This window comes from Providencia huaxiensis (genome assembly GCF_002843235.3).
Classification (GTDB): Bacteria; Pseudomonadota; Gammaproteobacteria; order Enterobacterales; family Enterobacteriaceae; genus Providencia; species Providencia huaxiensis.
In genome coordinates this window covers 4,447,440-4,463,333 of sequence record NZ_CP031123.2, presented here as the reverse complement: position 1 = coordinate 4,463,333, position 15,894 = coordinate 4,447,440, and the positions used below count along the sequence as shown (strand labels likewise).

Annotated in this window: 13 protein-coding genes; 5 read left to right on the top strand and 8 right to left on the bottom strand. The window is 40.3% G+C overall.

Annotation, left to right across the window (positions count from 1 at the left end):
* Positions 1–69 precede the first annotated feature (69 nt).
* Positions 70–1,416, bottom strand: a complete 1,347-nt coding sequence (locus tag CYG50_RS22215; RefSeq protein WP_102139094.1) for an NCS2 family permease — start codon at positions 1,414–1,416, stop codon at positions 70–72.
* 605 nt (positions 1,417–2,021) lie between these two features.
* Between CYG50_RS22215 and CYG50_RS22210 the strand changes: the two genes are divergently transcribed.
* A complete protein-coding gene (locus CYG50_RS22210) occupies positions 2,022–3,710 on the top strand; it encodes an ArnT family glycosyltransferase (protein WP_102139096.1) in 1,689 nt (562 codons plus the stop codon).
* 45 nt (positions 3,711–3,755) lie between these two features.
* Here the strand turns inward: CYG50_RS22210 and CYG50_RS22205 are convergent, their stop codons facing one another.
* Both CYG50_RS22205 and CYG50_RS22200 read right to left on the bottom strand, forming a co-directional pair.
* Positions 3,756–5,039, bottom strand: coding sequence for an MFS transporter (locus tag CYG50_RS22205; RefSeq protein WP_333968679.1), 1,284 nt, complete (start codon positions 5,037–5,039; stop codon positions 3,756–3,758).
* A gap of 94 nt (positions 5,040–5,133) precedes the next feature.
* Complete coding sequence (locus CYG50_RS22200; RefSeq protein ID WP_102139097.1) at positions 5,134–5,886, bottom strand: sulfite exporter TauE/SafE family protein; 753 nt, start codon at positions 5,884–5,886, stop codon at positions 5,134–5,136.
* Positions 5,887–6,097: 211 nt separating this feature from the next.
* Here CYG50_RS22200 and CYG50_RS22195 point away from each other — a divergent pair, with 211 nt between their 5' ends.
* Positions 6,098–6,655 carry a helix-turn-helix domain-containing protein gene (locus tag CYG50_RS22195; RefSeq protein ID WP_102139098.1) on the top strand — a complete coding sequence of 186 codons (558 nt, stop codon included), beginning with the start codon at positions 6,098–6,100 and terminating at the stop codon, positions 6,653–6,655.
* Here the strand turns inward: CYG50_RS22195 and CYG50_RS22190 are convergent.
* The 4 genes from CYG50_RS22190 to ivbL form a co-directional block, all read right to left on the bottom strand.
* Positions 6,652–7,314: an alanyl-tRNA editing protein gene (locus CYG50_RS22190; RefSeq protein WP_102139099.1), complete on the bottom strand. Its 663-nt coding sequence runs from the start codon at positions 7,312–7,314 to the stop codon at positions 6,652–6,654. The two genes, CYG50_RS22195 and CYG50_RS22190, sit on opposite strands and share 4 nt — an antisense overlap.
* 193 nt (positions 7,315–7,507) lie before the next feature.
* Entirely contained in the window at positions 7,508–7,792 is a 285-nt protein-coding gene (ilvN, locus tag CYG50_RS22185; protein WP_102139100.1) for an acetolactate synthase small subunit, read from the bottom strand.
* Between the two features lie 2 nt (positions 7,793–7,794).
* The gene (gene ilvB, locus CYG50_RS22180; protein WP_102139101.1) at positions 7,795–9,492 is read right to left on the bottom strand and encodes an acetolactate synthase large subunit; all 1,698 of its coding nucleotides are present in this window, start codon (positions 9,490–9,492) and stop codon (positions 7,795–7,797) included.
* A gap of 103 nt (positions 9,493–9,595) precedes the next feature.
* The gene (ivbL, locus tag CYG50_RS22175) at positions 9,596–9,685 is read right to left on the bottom strand and encodes an ilvB operon leader peptide IvbL (RefSeq protein WP_241098802.1); all 90 of its coding nucleotides are present in this window, start codon (positions 9,683–9,685) and stop codon (positions 9,596–9,598) included.
* 331 nt (positions 9,686–10,016) lie between these two features.
* On the opposite strand from ivbL, the gene CYG50_RS22170 reads away from it, so the two are divergent.
* Both CYG50_RS22170 and CYG50_RS22165 read left to right on the top strand, forming a co-directional pair.
* Entirely contained in the window at positions 10,017–11,189 is a 1,173-nt protein-coding gene (locus CYG50_RS22170) for an MFS transporter (RefSeq protein ID WP_102139103.1), read from the top strand.
* Positions 11,190–11,431: 242 nt separating this feature from the next.
* Positions 11,432–11,839: a helix-turn-helix domain-containing protein gene (locus tag CYG50_RS22165; protein ID WP_102139104.1), complete on the top strand. Its 408-nt coding sequence runs from the start codon at positions 11,432–11,434 to the stop codon at positions 11,837–11,839.
* A 281-nt stretch (positions 11,840–12,120) separates the two neighbouring features.
* Here the strand turns inward: CYG50_RS22165 and CYG50_RS22160 are convergent, their stop codons facing one another.
* Positions 12,121–12,642 (bottom strand): single-stranded DNA-binding protein, encoded by a 522-nt coding sequence (locus CYG50_RS22160; protein WP_102139105.1) that lies wholly within the window; start codon positions 12,640–12,642, stop codon positions 12,121–12,123.
* Between the two features lie 408 nt (positions 12,643–13,050).
* Between CYG50_RS22160 and uvrA the strand changes: the two genes are divergently transcribed.
* Positions 13,051–15,885 carry an excinuclease ABC subunit UvrA gene (gene uvrA, locus CYG50_RS22155; protein ID WP_102139106.1) on the top strand — a complete coding sequence of 945 codons (2,835 nt, stop codon included), beginning with the start codon at positions 13,051–13,053 and terminating at the stop codon, positions 15,883–15,885.
* Positions 15,886–15,894: the final 9 nt, after the last annotated feature.

Here is a 15,894-nt window from a genome sequence, read left to right as displayed (position 1 = left end):
CTTTACGATTAATTAATACAATAAGTTAAAAAGGTGGCAACATTGGCCACCTTCTTGAAGCAATTCACTTTAGATTGCTAATCCTGAAGCGTAAAATGCCACTAAAAGTACCGCAATAATGACAGTACCAATATTCAATTTGCGCCATTCACCTGCACAAATACGGCCGATAACCAAAGCGGCAAAGCCCAACATGATACCTGTGACAATATTACAAGTCAGAACAATGAACACCGCACATAATAAGCCAGACATTGAATCCACAAAATCATCAAAATCAAGCTTAGAAACATTACTGAGCATTAAAAGCCCAACATACATCAATGCAGGAGCCGTTGCATAGGCAGGCACCAAATAAGAGAGTGGCGATAAAAAGAGAATCAATAAGAATAGTACGCCAACCACCACTGCGGTTAAACCGGTACGGCCACCCGCAGCGGTACCTGCCGCAGATTCAATATATACCGCCGCAGGTGATGCACCAATCGCCCCCGCAAAAATACTGCTCACGGAGTCTGCTGTTAATGCTTTACCACCATCAATAATTTGGCCGTCTTTATCCAATAAATTCGCTTGTCCCGCCACTGCGCGGATAGTACCTGTCGCATCAAAAACTGCCGTCATCACTAATGCAAGCAAGCTTGGCAATACCATTGGCTGTAATGCACCCATGATATCCATATTAAAAACCAATGAGAGCCCGTCATCACCCAATGAAGGCAACTTGAAGAAGCCCTGATATTTCACAGCAGGATCAAAAATTAAACCAATAATTGAAATCGCAATAATAACAAGGAGCACACCACCCGGAACGCGACGTTTTTCTAAACCAAAAATGACCGCTAACCCAATGAGTGACATCAAGACAGGGAAAGACGTAAATTCACCCAGAGCAACAGGCAGGCCTGCATTTGGGTTTTTGATCACTAAACCCACCCCATTAGCAGCGATTAACAGTAAAAATAAACCGATACCAATACCTGTACCATGTGCAATACCCATTGGCATATTGCGTAAAATCCAACTACGAATACCTGTAACAGAAATGATGGTGAACAAACACCCCATTAAAAATACAGCGCCTAGTGCCACAGGAATACTAATTTGCTGCCCTAACACCAGACTGAATGCAGTAAATGCAGTGAGTGAAATCGCACAACCAATCGCCATCGGTAAATTGGCCCATAACCCCATTAATAAAGAGCCAAAGCCAGCCACTAAGCAGGTTGCAATAAATACCGCAGTTGGAGGGAACCCTGCTTGCCCTAACATGCCAGGTACAACGATGACAGAATAAACCATCGCTAAGAATGTGGTTAACCCTGCAATGATTTCACGGCGAACTGAAGAGCCGCGCGCTGTTATCTTGAAAAATGAATCCAATTTGCAACTGGATGAAGCCTGTTGGCCTGACATGGTATACCTCTGCTGTTAATGGAAAACGAAAGCACTCAAGTACTGCTAACAACTAATCTATATATCGACGTAAACGATTACGTTTTTCAGAAAAAACAAACTAACTGGGAAAAAAACCCAATAAAAACAGCTGCGCAATCGTTTGGCTTTAAAACTAGAATAAAACATATTGTGAGGGGAGCAATTATCATTCTAAACAGGGGGAATGATCAAGTATTTTTAGCATTTCTTACCCACTAACTGTTTTTTAACATCTAAATACCCAGGTTCTTATGTAATGAACATTATTTTCAAATAACAATTCTTTTTAGTTACATTTACCTTACGTAAAAATAGCTAAATACCTTTCATATAGTGTCTGTTTAAAAAGTACGGTTATTTTTTTGATACAATCCTAGATTATTTTCTTACAAAACGAATAGCTGAAAATTTATTTATTGGTGGTAATATGCGTTATTTAAAAACGTACCTAAAAATACGTTCCCTATTGTTTTTTATAAAAAAATAACCATCACTCACTGAGTAAATATATATTTAAGTATATAATCTCAATTATTATCAACTGCAGTTATAGTTTCAATTTAATCCAGTAAAAACACATTAAAATGCCAAATAAAAATGCACCATTAATCATATTACAGCGGAGTATTTTATTACTTTTCATTAGTTTTCTTGCTATGTATTTATTACCAGGAATATATAGTCATAGCCCTTGGAAGCAAGATGAAAATTATAGTTTTGGTATTATTCAAACTATGTATGAAACAGGTAAATGGTTAGTCCCCACAAATGCGGGCGAGCCGTTTATGGAAAAACCTCCGCTTTATTATTGGGTTGCAGCAATTACCTCTCATTTGTTTTCAAGTTTTATCCCACTTTATGATGCCGCCCGTAGTGCAAGCTTATTTTTTTCGGTGATCAATTTTTCATTTTTTATTCTTTTGGCGCGCCGTTTTTTCCATGCCAAAGACTTCACCGATACCCGTATTTGGGTCGCTTTTGCACTGTATGCTTGTGCCCCCGGTGTTATCAGGCATAGCCATGATATGTTTACCGATGTTGCGCTGATGGCAGGGACGACTATTGGCTTGTATGGGTTATTAGGGCTGATACAACAACAAAAAATGCACATGTCTGCACTTTGGTTATCCCTTGGAACCATCGTCACCATGTTGTCAAAAGGTGTTTTTATCCCTGGTGTTCTCTGGATCTGCCTATTTTTATCGCCAATTTTTCTCGCTCAATGCCGAACTAAGCAATTTTGGTTATACAGCTTAACTGCAGGGTTAATTGCCTTTATCGCGATTTTACCTTGGCCTATCCAACTGTACCTTCAACACCCTGATTTGTTTATCGTGTGGTTTTGGGAAAATAATATCGGCCGCTTCTTTGGTTTTTCGGTTGAAAAATTAGGGGCAAAAGCTAATTTAACCCGGATCCCTGCGGCAGTTTCCTTATTTGCCTTTCCTTCTGGTTTACTGGCTGTTGCTTATTTTCTAAGGCATCCGGTTAAGCGTTTATTTAATTCTAACGAGTTTCTATTGGCGCTATTTCCTTTACTAGGTATCGTTTTTTTACAGATTTCAGCTTCTGGTCGGGCGTTATATTTACTGCCTTTTATTGCCCCCATGGCCATATTAGGAAGCCAGACACTATTTTGTTTCCCAGAAAAGCTCCTCAATAATATTGCCCGCTTTGCAGCTGTTTTGTGGTCTGTACTTATTCTTTTTTTATGGGCCTGCTACTTCATCTCTTTGGCTGGCTATCAACAAGAATGGCTAGCTCCATTTGGCCGCTGGCTCCCTATGAGCTACCAAATGGCATTTTCTCCCGTTGTATTCATCTGTGCTCTGTTGATTACATTGGTATGGTTTTTACGCAATAAAATTATTCCAAACTTTATGCCACCTGCTTTTCATATGATGAAAAACTGGTTATTAGGCTTATGTGCTGTTTGGGGGGTAATTTTAACCTTATTTTTGGGGTGGATAGACTATGCAAAAGGTTTCGAAGGGGTTTTTGTCGATTTAGACCAGCATTTAACTGGCCAATTTACAGAAAATGATTGTATGGCATCTGATAATATTGGTGAATCTGAAGCACCGATGCTCTACTACTACGCGGGGGTATTACACCAACGCCAAGATCGGTTTGAAAAACCGGAACAATGCCGCTGGCTAATTGTACTCTCAAAAACGATTAAACCTGCACCGCAAGGCATGGAATTATTCTGGCACAATCATCGGCCGGATGAATTCAGAGAAAACCTCGTTGTGTATAAAGTTATTGAGTAATTTATTTGCGGTGCTCGCTGGCTGAGTAGAGCACCGCAAATGAGCTTATTGGGTAACTTGCTCAACTTTTTGGGCACTGTATTTTTCTCGTGTGAACCATAAAAATACAGTCACAGACAGAACCAATAACACCGGTAAGCCTACAGGTGAGATTGAAGTCGCAATTCCCGCAAGTAGTGGCCCTGATAAATTACCAATTCCCCACAGCATGGCAGCCGCAGCATTAGCAATGATCAACTCGTTCCCTTTGAAATATTGGCCGATTTGCACCAACGCAATAGTATAAATTGCCCCTGCTGTCGCCCCTAAGACAAACAGTAATACCCAAATCAGATAAGGTTGAGTTATAAGGAAAGGCAATAATAGACTGGCTGCAAGTGTGATAATGCCACAGATTCGGTACAATTTTTCTCTATTCATATGGTCTGCTAGCCAGCCGAAAGGAAGTTGCATAATGGCATCCCCAGCAAGAATAGCGCTGATCATTAATGCGGCAACCGCTTCTGTATGACCCATTCCCATGCCATAGATTGGGAATATCGATAAAATGGTTCCATCAAAAAAGGCAAAAAATAAAATTCCGCCACAAATACCCGGTGCAATTTTCACAAATTGAACAATTGAAAAATTAGATTTTTCGGCATTTTCGGCTAAACGGTCACCGACTTTTTGGTCCATTAAAATAAATAGCACCACAGAGATTAAATGGATCAACGTACAAATCAATAAAGGGGATTTATCTTCCACACCATAATAAGCAATAAAGGAAGGCCCGAGTAGCTGGCTTACTGTGAATACAGTGGTGTAAATTGCCAAAATACGGCCCCGTTTATTTTCAGGCGATAATTCGTTAATCCACGTTTCACCCAAGCAAATCAGCACACCGCTCGCCAAGCCTGTTACTAACCGTAACGGAAATAATAACCAAAGAGGTAATGTGCTCAATAATGGTAATAAGCTAATGGCAGAAACAATCGTTGCCAATAGCATTGCTTTTCGCTTACCTGACCAACGCACAATACGTTGAACGACAGGTGCAATTAAAAACATGCCTAATGCAGGTGCCGCTGAAATAATGCCAATATACAACTCATTGATACCATAATTATTTAGCCTAAGCGCTACCATTGGAATACTTAGCCCAATAACGATACCAATGACAGCAATACTCATTGTGATGGTAAAAATAGCAAAGGATGGGGAACGACGAAAATGTTGTAAACGCTGATTATCAGAGCTCATGTTGAAATTAATCTGTTTCTTTTTAACAAAATAACAGACTTTAACTCCATAAAATAGATTGTTATGAGAAATAAAAAACCACATCATTATTAGTAAAACCAATAATGTTCGCAATGATTGTAACACGACCTATATATTCTGCTATTTATCTTTATAAAACTATTTTTAATATTCTAAATACTTAAAGGACGAAGAAATATCGATAAAGCAGAGCAATACCTGATAATAAAATAATGACATTAATAAATTTTAAAAAACTTTCACGTGAAATTTTTAATGTTATATGCCGCCCAACCCACGTACCGATTAACATAGCAGGAGAAAACGCTAAGGCAATCAATAAAATATCCAGATTGAGATACACTCCCATCACCAAAAATATCACCACTCGAGTTAGCGTGCTAAACCCAATTAACGTCATTTGAGTGAGTCGAAAACGTTGTTTATCTTCAATTCGGCTCGATAAATACATGGCATAGATAAAACCACCACTACCAAATAAAGCACTAAAAACACCGCCCACTAAACTAAATGGGACAACCAATGCCTTTGAAAAGGGTAATTTTGATTTTTTAGAAAAGAATGCATGTAATACATAACCAACAACAAATAACCCAAGTAATAATACGAGTATATCGGGGCGTGTTTTTAATAAAATCGCAGCGCCAACTAAACTCCCTACTATCATTAATGGAATTATCCATTTAATTTCCTGATAATCCGCATTTTTGCCATCTTTAAATAAGTTCAAAACTGCGGCGGTTAGATCAATTAGCGCAAGAATTGGAACAATCATATTTAATGGCAAATACATGGCTAACACAGGGGTTGCAATGAGGGCCGAACCAAACCCCGCCATACCAAAAACCAAATAAGCAAAAAGTAGCGTTGAGAAACAAATCGCCATTTCTAATGATAATAATTCAAACGGCATGACCTTAACTCCAGACGTTTTTTAACGTCCTCACTATAGGTTCTTTCAAATACAGAAAATAGTTTTATTTTTGTAGGGTTTTAAATTTCAAATCTATATCAAAAAACAAAATAGCCACTTTAAATACAATATACAACTAAGAGTGTATAATTTGCTTCACTGAGTGATACAGAACTAGCACAATAAATTAAAATTCAGGTAAAGACACATTGTGGATAAAAAAATTAATTTAAAAATCGGGCAGAAAATTCGTTTACTTAGGCAAGCAAGAGATCTTTCACTAAACGAGCTATCTCGTCTATCGGGGATCTCGAAAGCGGCTTTATCCAAGTTGGAATCTGGCGATTCAAACCCACGCATTGATACATTAGAGTCGATTGCCATTGCCCTGCGCTTTCCACTAAGCGATCTGTTTACACGGCAACATGAGGCCTATCCCTATTTTCTCAAAGCCACTCCCAATGAAAAAGAGTATTCACAACAGTTTAAGTTTCGCATTAGCATGGGAAATATCTCTGAAATTTGGCAATTAACCATGAAGAGAGGCGCTATCATTAATAGCCCCGCCCATATGAGTGGAACCCACGAACACATTATGGTGAATTCTGGCTCACTCATGTTACGGCTACATGACGACCAAAATATCGTCTTAGAAGCGGGAGATTTTTATGCTTTCAGTGGTGATTTCCCACATAGTTATCTCTGTATGGAGGGAGAGCTGCAAGCAACCGTCGTCATGACTTACTCTCACCTTAGTGATAGCGTTTAAATTGCGGCATGTTGTGCATCATAACTAATGCGCAACGTCCCCTTTTTAAATTTCATCGACTTAATTGAAAAATGCTGAATGTTATCTAGCGAAGAAACATGTGTTCCACCACAAGGCATTTCTTCAGTTTGGTCGATATAGCTGATCCGCAAATCTCCCTTTTGCTTTATTGCAACGGCTCGCCCACTATGAAGGCTTTGGTTAACAATATCTTCAATGTATTGGCTATCTAGCTCTTCAAAAGGCGTGACATCCCCTTCCATCATGCTAAATTCCACCCGTGATTCATCAGGAAAGTGATGGCCTTTTTGTGCAAGCCAACCAAAGCGACGTAATTCCCAATTCAACAAGTGACCAGCAGTATGTAGCGCCGCATAACGCTGACGTTTTTCCTTATCGACCCTTGCAACCACATTGCTATCTTGGCTCAAAATGACATGTTCTGGTAAGTATGCCACAATCAAGCCACCCAACTGTTTCCTAATACGAACAGCAATGTCATTCACCCAAGCTGTGTCCATGGGTTGCCCACCACCTTGTGGGTGGAAAATATTATCTTTTAAAGCAACCCAATGCCCCTCATCATCTTCCCCTTGCGCCAGTAAGGAAGTTTCGATTTCATACTGATAAGTGTTCGATAAATAGATGTTATTTTGCATAGATTCATACCTGTTTGTTATTCAATTCACCAAATAGAAACCCACAATACATTCGAAAAATTATTGTTCAGCAACTGAATTTATACCACCTTCGTTCGCTTTAGGAAACCCTATTTATCACTATGATTAAATATCAAACAAAAATAGCCCACACAGTTGAATGGGCTATTCGGTCATAAACTTAATCTCAGAATTACTGCAAATAACTTTCCATTGTTTCGAAGAGGCGCAAATCATCACTAAAGCGTACTTCTCGAACATCTTCTAGTTTTTCAACTTGGTTAATCATTTGCGACAAGCGCTCATCTTTTTGTACTAATAGCCATATACGGCTTTCATCTTTATCTTTAATCGGCATACAGAGAATGCCATCAACGTTAAATGCTCTACGGGCAAATAAACCACAAATATGTGACATTACACCTGGGTGGTTACGAACAATTAGCTCTAAAGCAATCGGATGATGTTCAAATACCATAATTACGCTCCAATCATATCAATGTTAGCTGCACCCGGTGGAACCATTGGATATACCTTCTGATTAACATCAATCAAGGCATGGATCAAACATGGACCTTTGGTATTCATTATCGCTTCTAACGCCATTTCAGGGTCTGCTTCATTATTTAAATCGCAAGTTTGCAAACCAAACCCTGCCGCAATTTTGATAAAGTCAGTTTGGTACGGATAAGCTGCAGCAAATATGCGGTTTTCAAAAAATAAATCTTGTTGTTGATGAACCATTCCTAATGCTTGGTTATTCATTAAAATGATTTTGATATTTAACTGATGTTCCGCTGCGGTTGCCAGTTCTTGAATATTCATCATCAGACTGCCATCACCAGAAAAGCACACTATCGTTTTTTCAGGTTTTGCTAACGCCGCGCCTATCGCAGCAGGCAGACCAAACCCCATGGTACCTAACCCGCCTGATGTCAGCCATTGACGTGGACGAGACAGAGGATAAGCTTGAGCTGCCCACATTTGATGCTGACCAACATCCGTTGTCACAATTGCATCTTCACCTGCCGCACGTGCTGTAGACAGAACTAAGCCATAGTGATTCAGCGGGTTATCCGCATCACTGAAATTCAGTGGATATTTCTCTTTTAATTGATTTACTTGCGCCATCCAATCAGCACGCTCATTACGTTCAACCAAAGGCAATAACAGCTCCAATATTTGCCCCGCATCTGCATGAATAGCGATATCTGGGCGCTTAATTTTGCTGATTTCTGCTTTATCGATATCCACATGGATGATTTTCGCGTTAGGACAAAATTTCTCTGCCTTGCCTATCGCCCTATCATCAAAGCGTGCACCAATAACAATCAATAGATCCGATTCTTCCATTATCATGTTAGTACTTGCCGCAGCGTGCATACCTAACATACCTAAATATAACGGATGCCTCATCGGGATAGTACCAAGTGCCATTAAGGTCATGGTTGTTGGTAATGAGGCTTTTTCCGCAAATGCGATTGCCGTTTCTGTAGAATCGGAGCTAATCACCCCACCACCAAAATACAATACTGGACGTTTCGCGTTATTAATCATTTCAGCCGCTTGCAGAACTTTTTCCATGTCAAAAGCAGGAGCTTTATCTTTCGGTAATACTTCTGGTATTTCAGTTAGTTCAATTGTGGCAGTTTGAACATCTTTTGGAATATCAATCCAAACAGGTCCAGGGCGGCCTGACTCTGCAATACGAAAAGCATCACAAATCACTTGTGGCAATTCATTGATATTACGAACCAAATAATTATGTTTCGTCACTGGAATCGAAATGCCATAGGTATCAACCTCTTGGAAAGCATCTGTGCCAATCATTGACGAAGAAACTTGAGCCGTAATACAAACCAGCGGGATAGAATCCAGTTTTGCATCGGCAATAGCAGTCACTAAGTTTGTTGCCCCAGGCCCACTTGAAGAGATACAAACTGCGGCTTTTCCTGTGGTACGCGCAATTCCCTGAGCAATAAAACCTGCTCCTTGCTCATGGCGAGCCAGTATATGACGGATTTTCTGGCTTTGCCCTAATGCATCATAAAAAGGCAAAGCCGCTCCCCCAGGAATGCCAGAAACGATGGTAATACCGTGTTTTTCCAGTAAATGTACGATTAATTCTGCACCCGTAAAGCGGGTTTTATGTGGTGTTGTGGTGCCCGATTCGCTCATCATAATTATCCTTTGCTAGCCTGCGGACTCGAGCGAGAAGTGATAAAAAACCCCGCTCGGTTTGCGCCGGCGGGGTTTCTAAATCTACGTTGATTTGTACCCGTTACGGCGCTAAGCCCACGACCACCACCACACGCACGACCACCGCGGCACGTGGCGCGGTTAGTAGTAGGTTGGAATGATGAATAGTCATGTTCACGGGTTCTTCCTGTTTAGTCTGTCTAATTTATTGATTATTATTTTTCAGTTTCTTTTCTTAAGAAAACATAAATTTCGTAGCATGACAATCATTTTTTCTTGTTTTATTCCAAAGGAATGGTAATTGCGACATTCATCACACCCCATTCCAGTAGAGATATTATCTAGAAAAATAAAAAAATATAGAATTAATCACCATTCAAAATCCCAGCAAAAACCTTGACTTAAAGTTAACTTTAAGTTGTATCCTTTACTCCAACTCAAGGGGGTTTGCCCTTGATGGAAACATTAACTAATTGATTTTTAATTAATAAACAGAGGGATATATGCCAAAATCCGTTTGGTGGTTAACCATCACACTTGCATTATTTATCACAGGAAATGCTATTGTCCTTTCTATAGCAGTGGTTATTGGCGAAAAACTGGCTATCAACCCAACGTATGCGACAATTCCACTGGTAAGCCAATACGTTGGCTTAATCTTAGCAACTATTCCGATCGCGTTTTTAATGCAAAAGTACTCGAGAAGAGTAGGCTTTATTATTGGTAATATCGGTGGGTTAATCGGCGCAGGCTTTTCTATTCTGGGCGTGATAGAAAGCCATTTAGTTTATTTTTCCATCGGGTTATTTTTCACTGGTATTGCTATTGGTACTGCACAACAATTCCGTTTTGCTGCTATCGAAGAAGCACCAATTTCTTTGCGAGCAAAAGCTATTGGCCTTGTCATGAGCGGAGGTATCGCCGCCGCCTTAATCGGCCCAACATTAGCCATTACTACCCAAAGATTTTTTGCAGAGCACCCGTTTGCAGGGCCATTCATCACGTTAGCCGCCATCTATGTGATCGCATTTATTCTATTATTAGTTGTGCCATTAAAGAAAATAGAGAAAACACCATCGGATGAAGCGTTAGTCAAACGCAACTACAGTGCATTGTATTCACAACCTATTTTAAAATTAATCGCCATTGTTAGCGCGGTTGGATATGCCATTGTGGTTTTCACCTTTGCCTCAATACCGTTATCCATGAAACAACATGATTTCGCCTTTTCCTCTATTGCGATTGTATTTCAATTCCATGTATTAGGTATGTTTGCACCATCATTTTTCACTGGAACATTAATCCATCATTTAGGGGCAAAACGCATTATTTTCTGCGGTATCATATTGTTAATTTTATCAGCTACTATGAACCTGCTAGGTAACCATTTTTACAATTATTTGTTGGCTGGTATTTTTGTCGGTGTCGCCTGGAATTTAATTTTAATTAGCACCACTAACTTATTACCACATACCTATGAAGCTCATGAACGCGCTAAAGTGCAAGGAATGACCGACTTTCTTATCTATTTCTTCGGAGGAATAGGTAGCTTAGGGGCAGGAGTTCTTTTCTTTATATTCGGTTGGCAGACGATGAATGCCCTATCTGTAGTCATTTCCACCACCATTTTAATTAGTTTTTGGAAGCTAAAAAAATATATCCCCAAACGCCAATGAAAAGTTACATCACTGTACGGTGGTTTTATATTCAGAGAGCCTAATAGTTTTATCTATTATTAATCGATATCATGATGAATATATCTCCTTAAGATAAACTCCACTGGCTATAAACTAATTAAAAATCGGTATTTTGTCTATTTTGCCAATTAACAAACTGTATTCAACTTTGTTTACTATTTATTTATTGGCTATTGACTGAATGAGGGATAAGATTAAAAAGTAACTAATAGGAAGATATTATGTATAAAGAAATCCCTGTTCCCTGCAATGGGAAATACACAGAATTTCAATCTACAGTTGTTAATGAAATATTAGTTTGGATTGAAATGAACTTAACCAGTCGTCTATTACTTGATGATATCGCACTAAAATCAGGATATACAAAATGGCATTTACAAAGAGTATTTAGAAAAGTCGTTGGTATGCCTTTAGGTGAATATATTCGCCGAAGGAGGATCTGTGAAGCCGCTAAAGACCTATGCTCCACTGAACTTCAGGTTATTGATATTGCATTAAAATACCAATTTGACTCCCAGCAATCTTTTGCAAAGCGATTTAGAGCTTATTTAGGTACATCACCGTCAATCTACCGACTGTCCGGTGAAAGTCAAAATGACCCATTACTACTGGAACCTAAAGTAGCTTGATACGCTAATATGAAAATAAAATTTATATTTCCTTTTTTAATAACACTACCAATACAAAGCCCTATGTAAGTTAATTACTGGGGCTTTTTTATTTTCTATTCATTTAAGAAACTTTTAATTTAAAATTAATAAAGCCTTAAGGTTTTAGTTTTATATTTAGTTTACCATATTAATAAAAAATAATTTTCTGGATATATGATTTTAATTTTATTATTTATTAAACAATAAAGGCTCCACAAAGAAGCCTTTATTTTATTTATGTATTCTAATTAGTAAATAAATTAGAACGGAATATCGTCATCGAAGTCCATTGGTGGTTCATTGGTTTGTGGAGCAGGCGCTGATGAGCGTGCTGCAGGGGCTCCGCCGCCACTAAATTGCTGTGCTGCTTGTGGCTGCTGAGGTTGGCCCCAACCGCCTTGGCCGCCTTGACCTTGTGATGGTGCATCACCGCCACGGCCGCCTAACATTTGCATTGATCCACCGATATTCACAACAACTTCTGTCGAATAACGGTCTTGACCACTTTGGTCTTGCCATTTACGTGTTTGCAGAGAACCTTCGATATAGACTTGTGAACCTTTTTTCAGGTATTCACCGGCTACCTCAGCAAGTTTGCCGAAGATAACCACGCGGTGCCATTCGGTTTTTTCACGCATCTCACCGGTTTGCTTGTCACGCCAACTTTCAGAAGTTGCCAGAGTCAGGTTTGCCACAGCTCCGCCGTTAGGCATATAACGGATTTCTGGATCTTGTCCTAGGTTACCGATAAGAATTACTTTATTTACGCCTCTGCTGGCCATTTATTACTCCTGATGCATTGAATTTTAATCTCTGGATTAGCCGTGAAGTTTACCACGACCTCGCTTTTTTGCACCACGAAATTGAAACTACTGAGCGTTATTGCGAAACGCTTTCCAACTTTTGGTGAAATTCTACCGTGCCAATTTTCAGTATAGACATAAAATAATTCGCACAGCATCTATCTTTTCGATAAATTCAGATCGCTGTTTTTCTGTTTCACTATTAAAATCTTACTCTAAATAGTTCAAGCAGTGGCTAGGCGGCAAGCGAAGATATCGCAGAGAGCAGCCAACACCGCCACGGTTTGAAATATGACGAATAGGAAATACTGTATATCCATTCAGCCATAAATATGTGATAATAGTCTCTTGCGATTGTTCAATATCAAATCATCCGGGAAGTGGTAAATGGATAATATCGAAGTCCGCGGCGCACGCACGCATAATCTGAAAAACATCAATCTCATCATCCCTCGCGACAAACTCATTGTTATTACTGGGTTATCTGGTTCAGGGAAATCATCTTTAGCTTTTGATACCCTGTATGCAGAGGGTCAGCGCCGTTATGTTGAATCTTTATCTGCTTATGCTCGCCAGTTTCTTTCTTTAATGGAAAAACCGGATGTCGATCATATTGAAGGGTTATCCCCTGCGATTTCGATTGAACAAAAATCCACTTCACATAACCCACGTTCGACGGTCGGAACCATCACAGAAATTCATGACTATCTGCGGTTATTATTTGCACGTGTTGGTGAACCTCGCTGCCCTGATCACGACATACCACTTGCTGCTCAAACTGTTAGCCAGATGGTCGATAATGTTCTGGCTCAGCCTACCGATCGCCGAATGATGCTACTTGCGCCTGTCGTTAAAGAACGTAAAGGGGAGCACGTTAAGTTACTCGATAACTTAGCCAGTCAAGGTTATATCCGCGCCCGAATTGATGGAGAAGTTTGCGATCTATCCGACCCGCCAAAGCTCGAATTACAGAAAAAACATACGATTGAAGTGATTGTCGATCGTTTTAAAATTCGTGATGACATTGCTCAGCGTTTAGCTGAATCCTTTGAAACTGCATTAGATCTGTCTGGCGGTACCGCAATTGTTGCAGATATGGATGACGCCAATGCAGAAGAACTGGTTTTTTCTGCCAATTTTGCCTGTTCCGTTTGCGGCTACAGCATGGTGGAACTTGAACCTCGCCTATTTTCTTTTAACAACCCTGCAGGCGCCTGTCCGAGCTGTGATGGCTTAGGTGTTCAGCAGTTTTTTGACCCCGAAAGAGTCATTCAAAATACTGAAATCTCACTCGCGGGTGGTGCAATTCGGGGTTGGGATCGCCGTAATTTTTACTATTTCCAAATGCTGATGTCATTAGCTGAGCATTATAAATTTGATGTGGAAGCCCCTTATGACACTCTGAGCCCTGCCATTCAAAAAATTATTTTATACGGCTCAGGCAAAGAAACGATTGAGTTTAAATACCGTAATGATCGTGGTGACATCACCGTGCGCCGACACCCTTTTGAAGGCGTGCTCAATAATATGGAGCGTCGTTATAAAGAAACAGAATCAACGGCTGTCCGTGAAGAATTAGCGAAATATATCAGTAACCGTCCATGTGTTTCTTGCCATGGGACTCGCTTACGTAAAGAAGCACGATTTGTATTTGTTGAAAATACGACATTGCCTGAAATCGCAGATTACAGCATTGGCCACGCAATGGAATTTTTCCAGAACCTAAAACTCACAGGTCAGCGCGCTCAAATCGCAGAAAAAGTTTTAAAAGAAATTGGCGATCGCCTGAAATTTCTCGTCAATGTTGGGCTTAATTATCTGACACTTTCACGTTCTGCTGACACCTTGTCTGGTGGTGAAGCACAACGCATTCGTTTAGCAAGCCAAATTGGTGCTGGTTTAGTGGGAGTGATGTATGTTCTTGATGAACCTTCAATTGGCTTACACCAACGGGATAATGATCGCTTACTTGAAACATTGATCCATCTTCGTGATCTAGGAAATACCGTGATCGTCGTTGAACATGACGAAGACGCGATCCGCGCTGCAGACCATGTGATTGATATCGGACCCGGTGCAGGGGTGCATGGTGGGCAAATTGTTGCCCAAGGAACACTGGAAGATATTGTCGCAAACCCAGATTCACTCACTGGTAAATTTTTAAGCGGTGAGCGCAGAATTGACATTCCACAAAAACGCGTTCCAATTAATAAAGATAAAATGCTGACGGTGTTTGGGGCAAAGGGCAATAACCTGAAGAATGTGACATTAAAAGTCCCTGTCGGGTTATTTACCTGCATCACTGGTGTGTCTGGCTCAGGTAAATCAACACTAATAAACGATACGCTATTCCCTATTGCTCAACGCCAATTAAATGGGGCGACCACCATCACCCCTGCCCCTTATTTGGATGTAGAAGGCTTAGAGCACTTTGACAAAGTCATTGATATTGACCAGAGCCCAATAGGCCGTACACCACGTTCCAACCCTGCTACCTATACCGGTGTTTTTACACCTGTTCGTGAATTATTTGCTGGTGTGCCTGAGTCTCGAACTCGTGGTTATAACCCAGGGCGCTTTAGCTTTAACGTTAAAGGCGGCCGATGCGAAGCTTGCCAAGGTGATGGCGTCATTAAGGTTGAAATGCACTTCTTACCTGATGTGTATGTCCCTTGTGACCAATGTAAAGGCAAACGCTATAACCGCGAAACACTAGAAATTAAATATAAAGGTAAAAATATCCATGAAGTGCTGGATATGACCATCGAAGAGTCTCGTGAATTCTTTGATGCCGTACCTGCCCTTGCTCGCAAGCTACAAACTCTGATGGACGTTGGTTTATCCTATATCCGTCTCGGCCAATCAGCAACGACGCTATCCGGTGGTGAAGCACAACGTGTGAAATTAGCCAAAGAGCTATCCAAACGCGGAACAGGGCAAACTATCTATATATTGGATGAACCGACAACAGGCCTGCACTTTGCTGATATCCAGCAACTTTTGGTCGTTTTACATCAACTTCGTGACCAAGGAAACACCATTGTAGTGATTGAGCACAACCTTGATGTGATTAAAACGGCAGACTGGATTGTTGATTTAGGCCCTGAAGGAGGGAGCGGTGGCGGTGAAATTTTAATTGCCGGCACACCAGAAGAAGTGGCTGAGTGCAAAAAATCTCACACTGCAAGGTTCTTAAAAACGATTTTAGAACGCGGCTACTAAGTAGAAAGG

Excerpts from the sequence above, each read along its gene's own strand:
- CYG50_RS22160 (WP_102139105.1), bottom strand. The coding sequence starts at position 12,642 with ATGGCCAGCAGAGGCGTAAATAAAGTAATTCTTATCGGTAACCTAGGA.
- CYG50_RS22215 (WP_102139094.1), bottom strand. The coding sequence starts at position 1,416 with ATGTCAGGCCAACAGGCTTCATCCAGTTGCAAATTGGATTCATTTTTC.
- uvrA (WP_102139106.1), top strand. The coding sequence starts at position 13,051 with ATGGATAATATCGAAGTCCGCGGCGCACGCACGCATAATCTGAAAAAC.
- CYG50_RS22165 (WP_102139104.1), top strand. The coding sequence starts at position 11,432 with ATGTATAAAGAAATCCCTGTTCCCTGCAATGGGAAATACACAGAATTT.
- ilvN (WP_102139100.1), bottom strand. The coding sequence starts at position 7,792 with ATGGTATTTGAACATCATCCGATTGCTTTAGAGCTAATTGTTCGTAAC.
- CYG50_RS22170 (WP_102139103.1), top strand. The coding sequence starts at position 10,017 with ATGCCAAAATCCGTTTGGTGGTTAACCATCACACTTGCATTATTTATC.
- CYG50_RS22190 (WP_102139099.1), bottom strand. The coding sequence starts at position 7,314 with ATGCAAAATAACATCTATTTATCGAACACTTATCAGTATGAAATCGAA.
- ilvB (WP_102139101.1), bottom strand. The coding sequence starts at position 9,492 with ATGAGCGAATCGGGCACCACAACACCACATAAAACCCGCTTTACGGGT.
- CYG50_RS22200 (WP_102139097.1), bottom strand. The coding sequence starts at position 5,886 with ATGCCGTTTGAATTATTATCATTAGAAATGGCGATTTGTTTCTCAACG.
- CYG50_RS22210 (WP_102139096.1), top strand. The coding sequence starts at position 2,022 with ATGCCAAATAAAAATGCACCATTAATCATATTACAGCGGAGTATTTTA.
- CYG50_RS22205 (WP_333968679.1), bottom strand. The coding sequence starts at position 5,039 with ATGATGTGGTTTTTTATTTCTCATAACAATCTATTTTATGGAGTTAAA.
- ivbL (WP_241098802.1), bottom strand. The coding sequence starts at position 9,685 with ATGACTATTCATCATTCCAACCTACTACTAACCGCGCCACGTGCCGCG.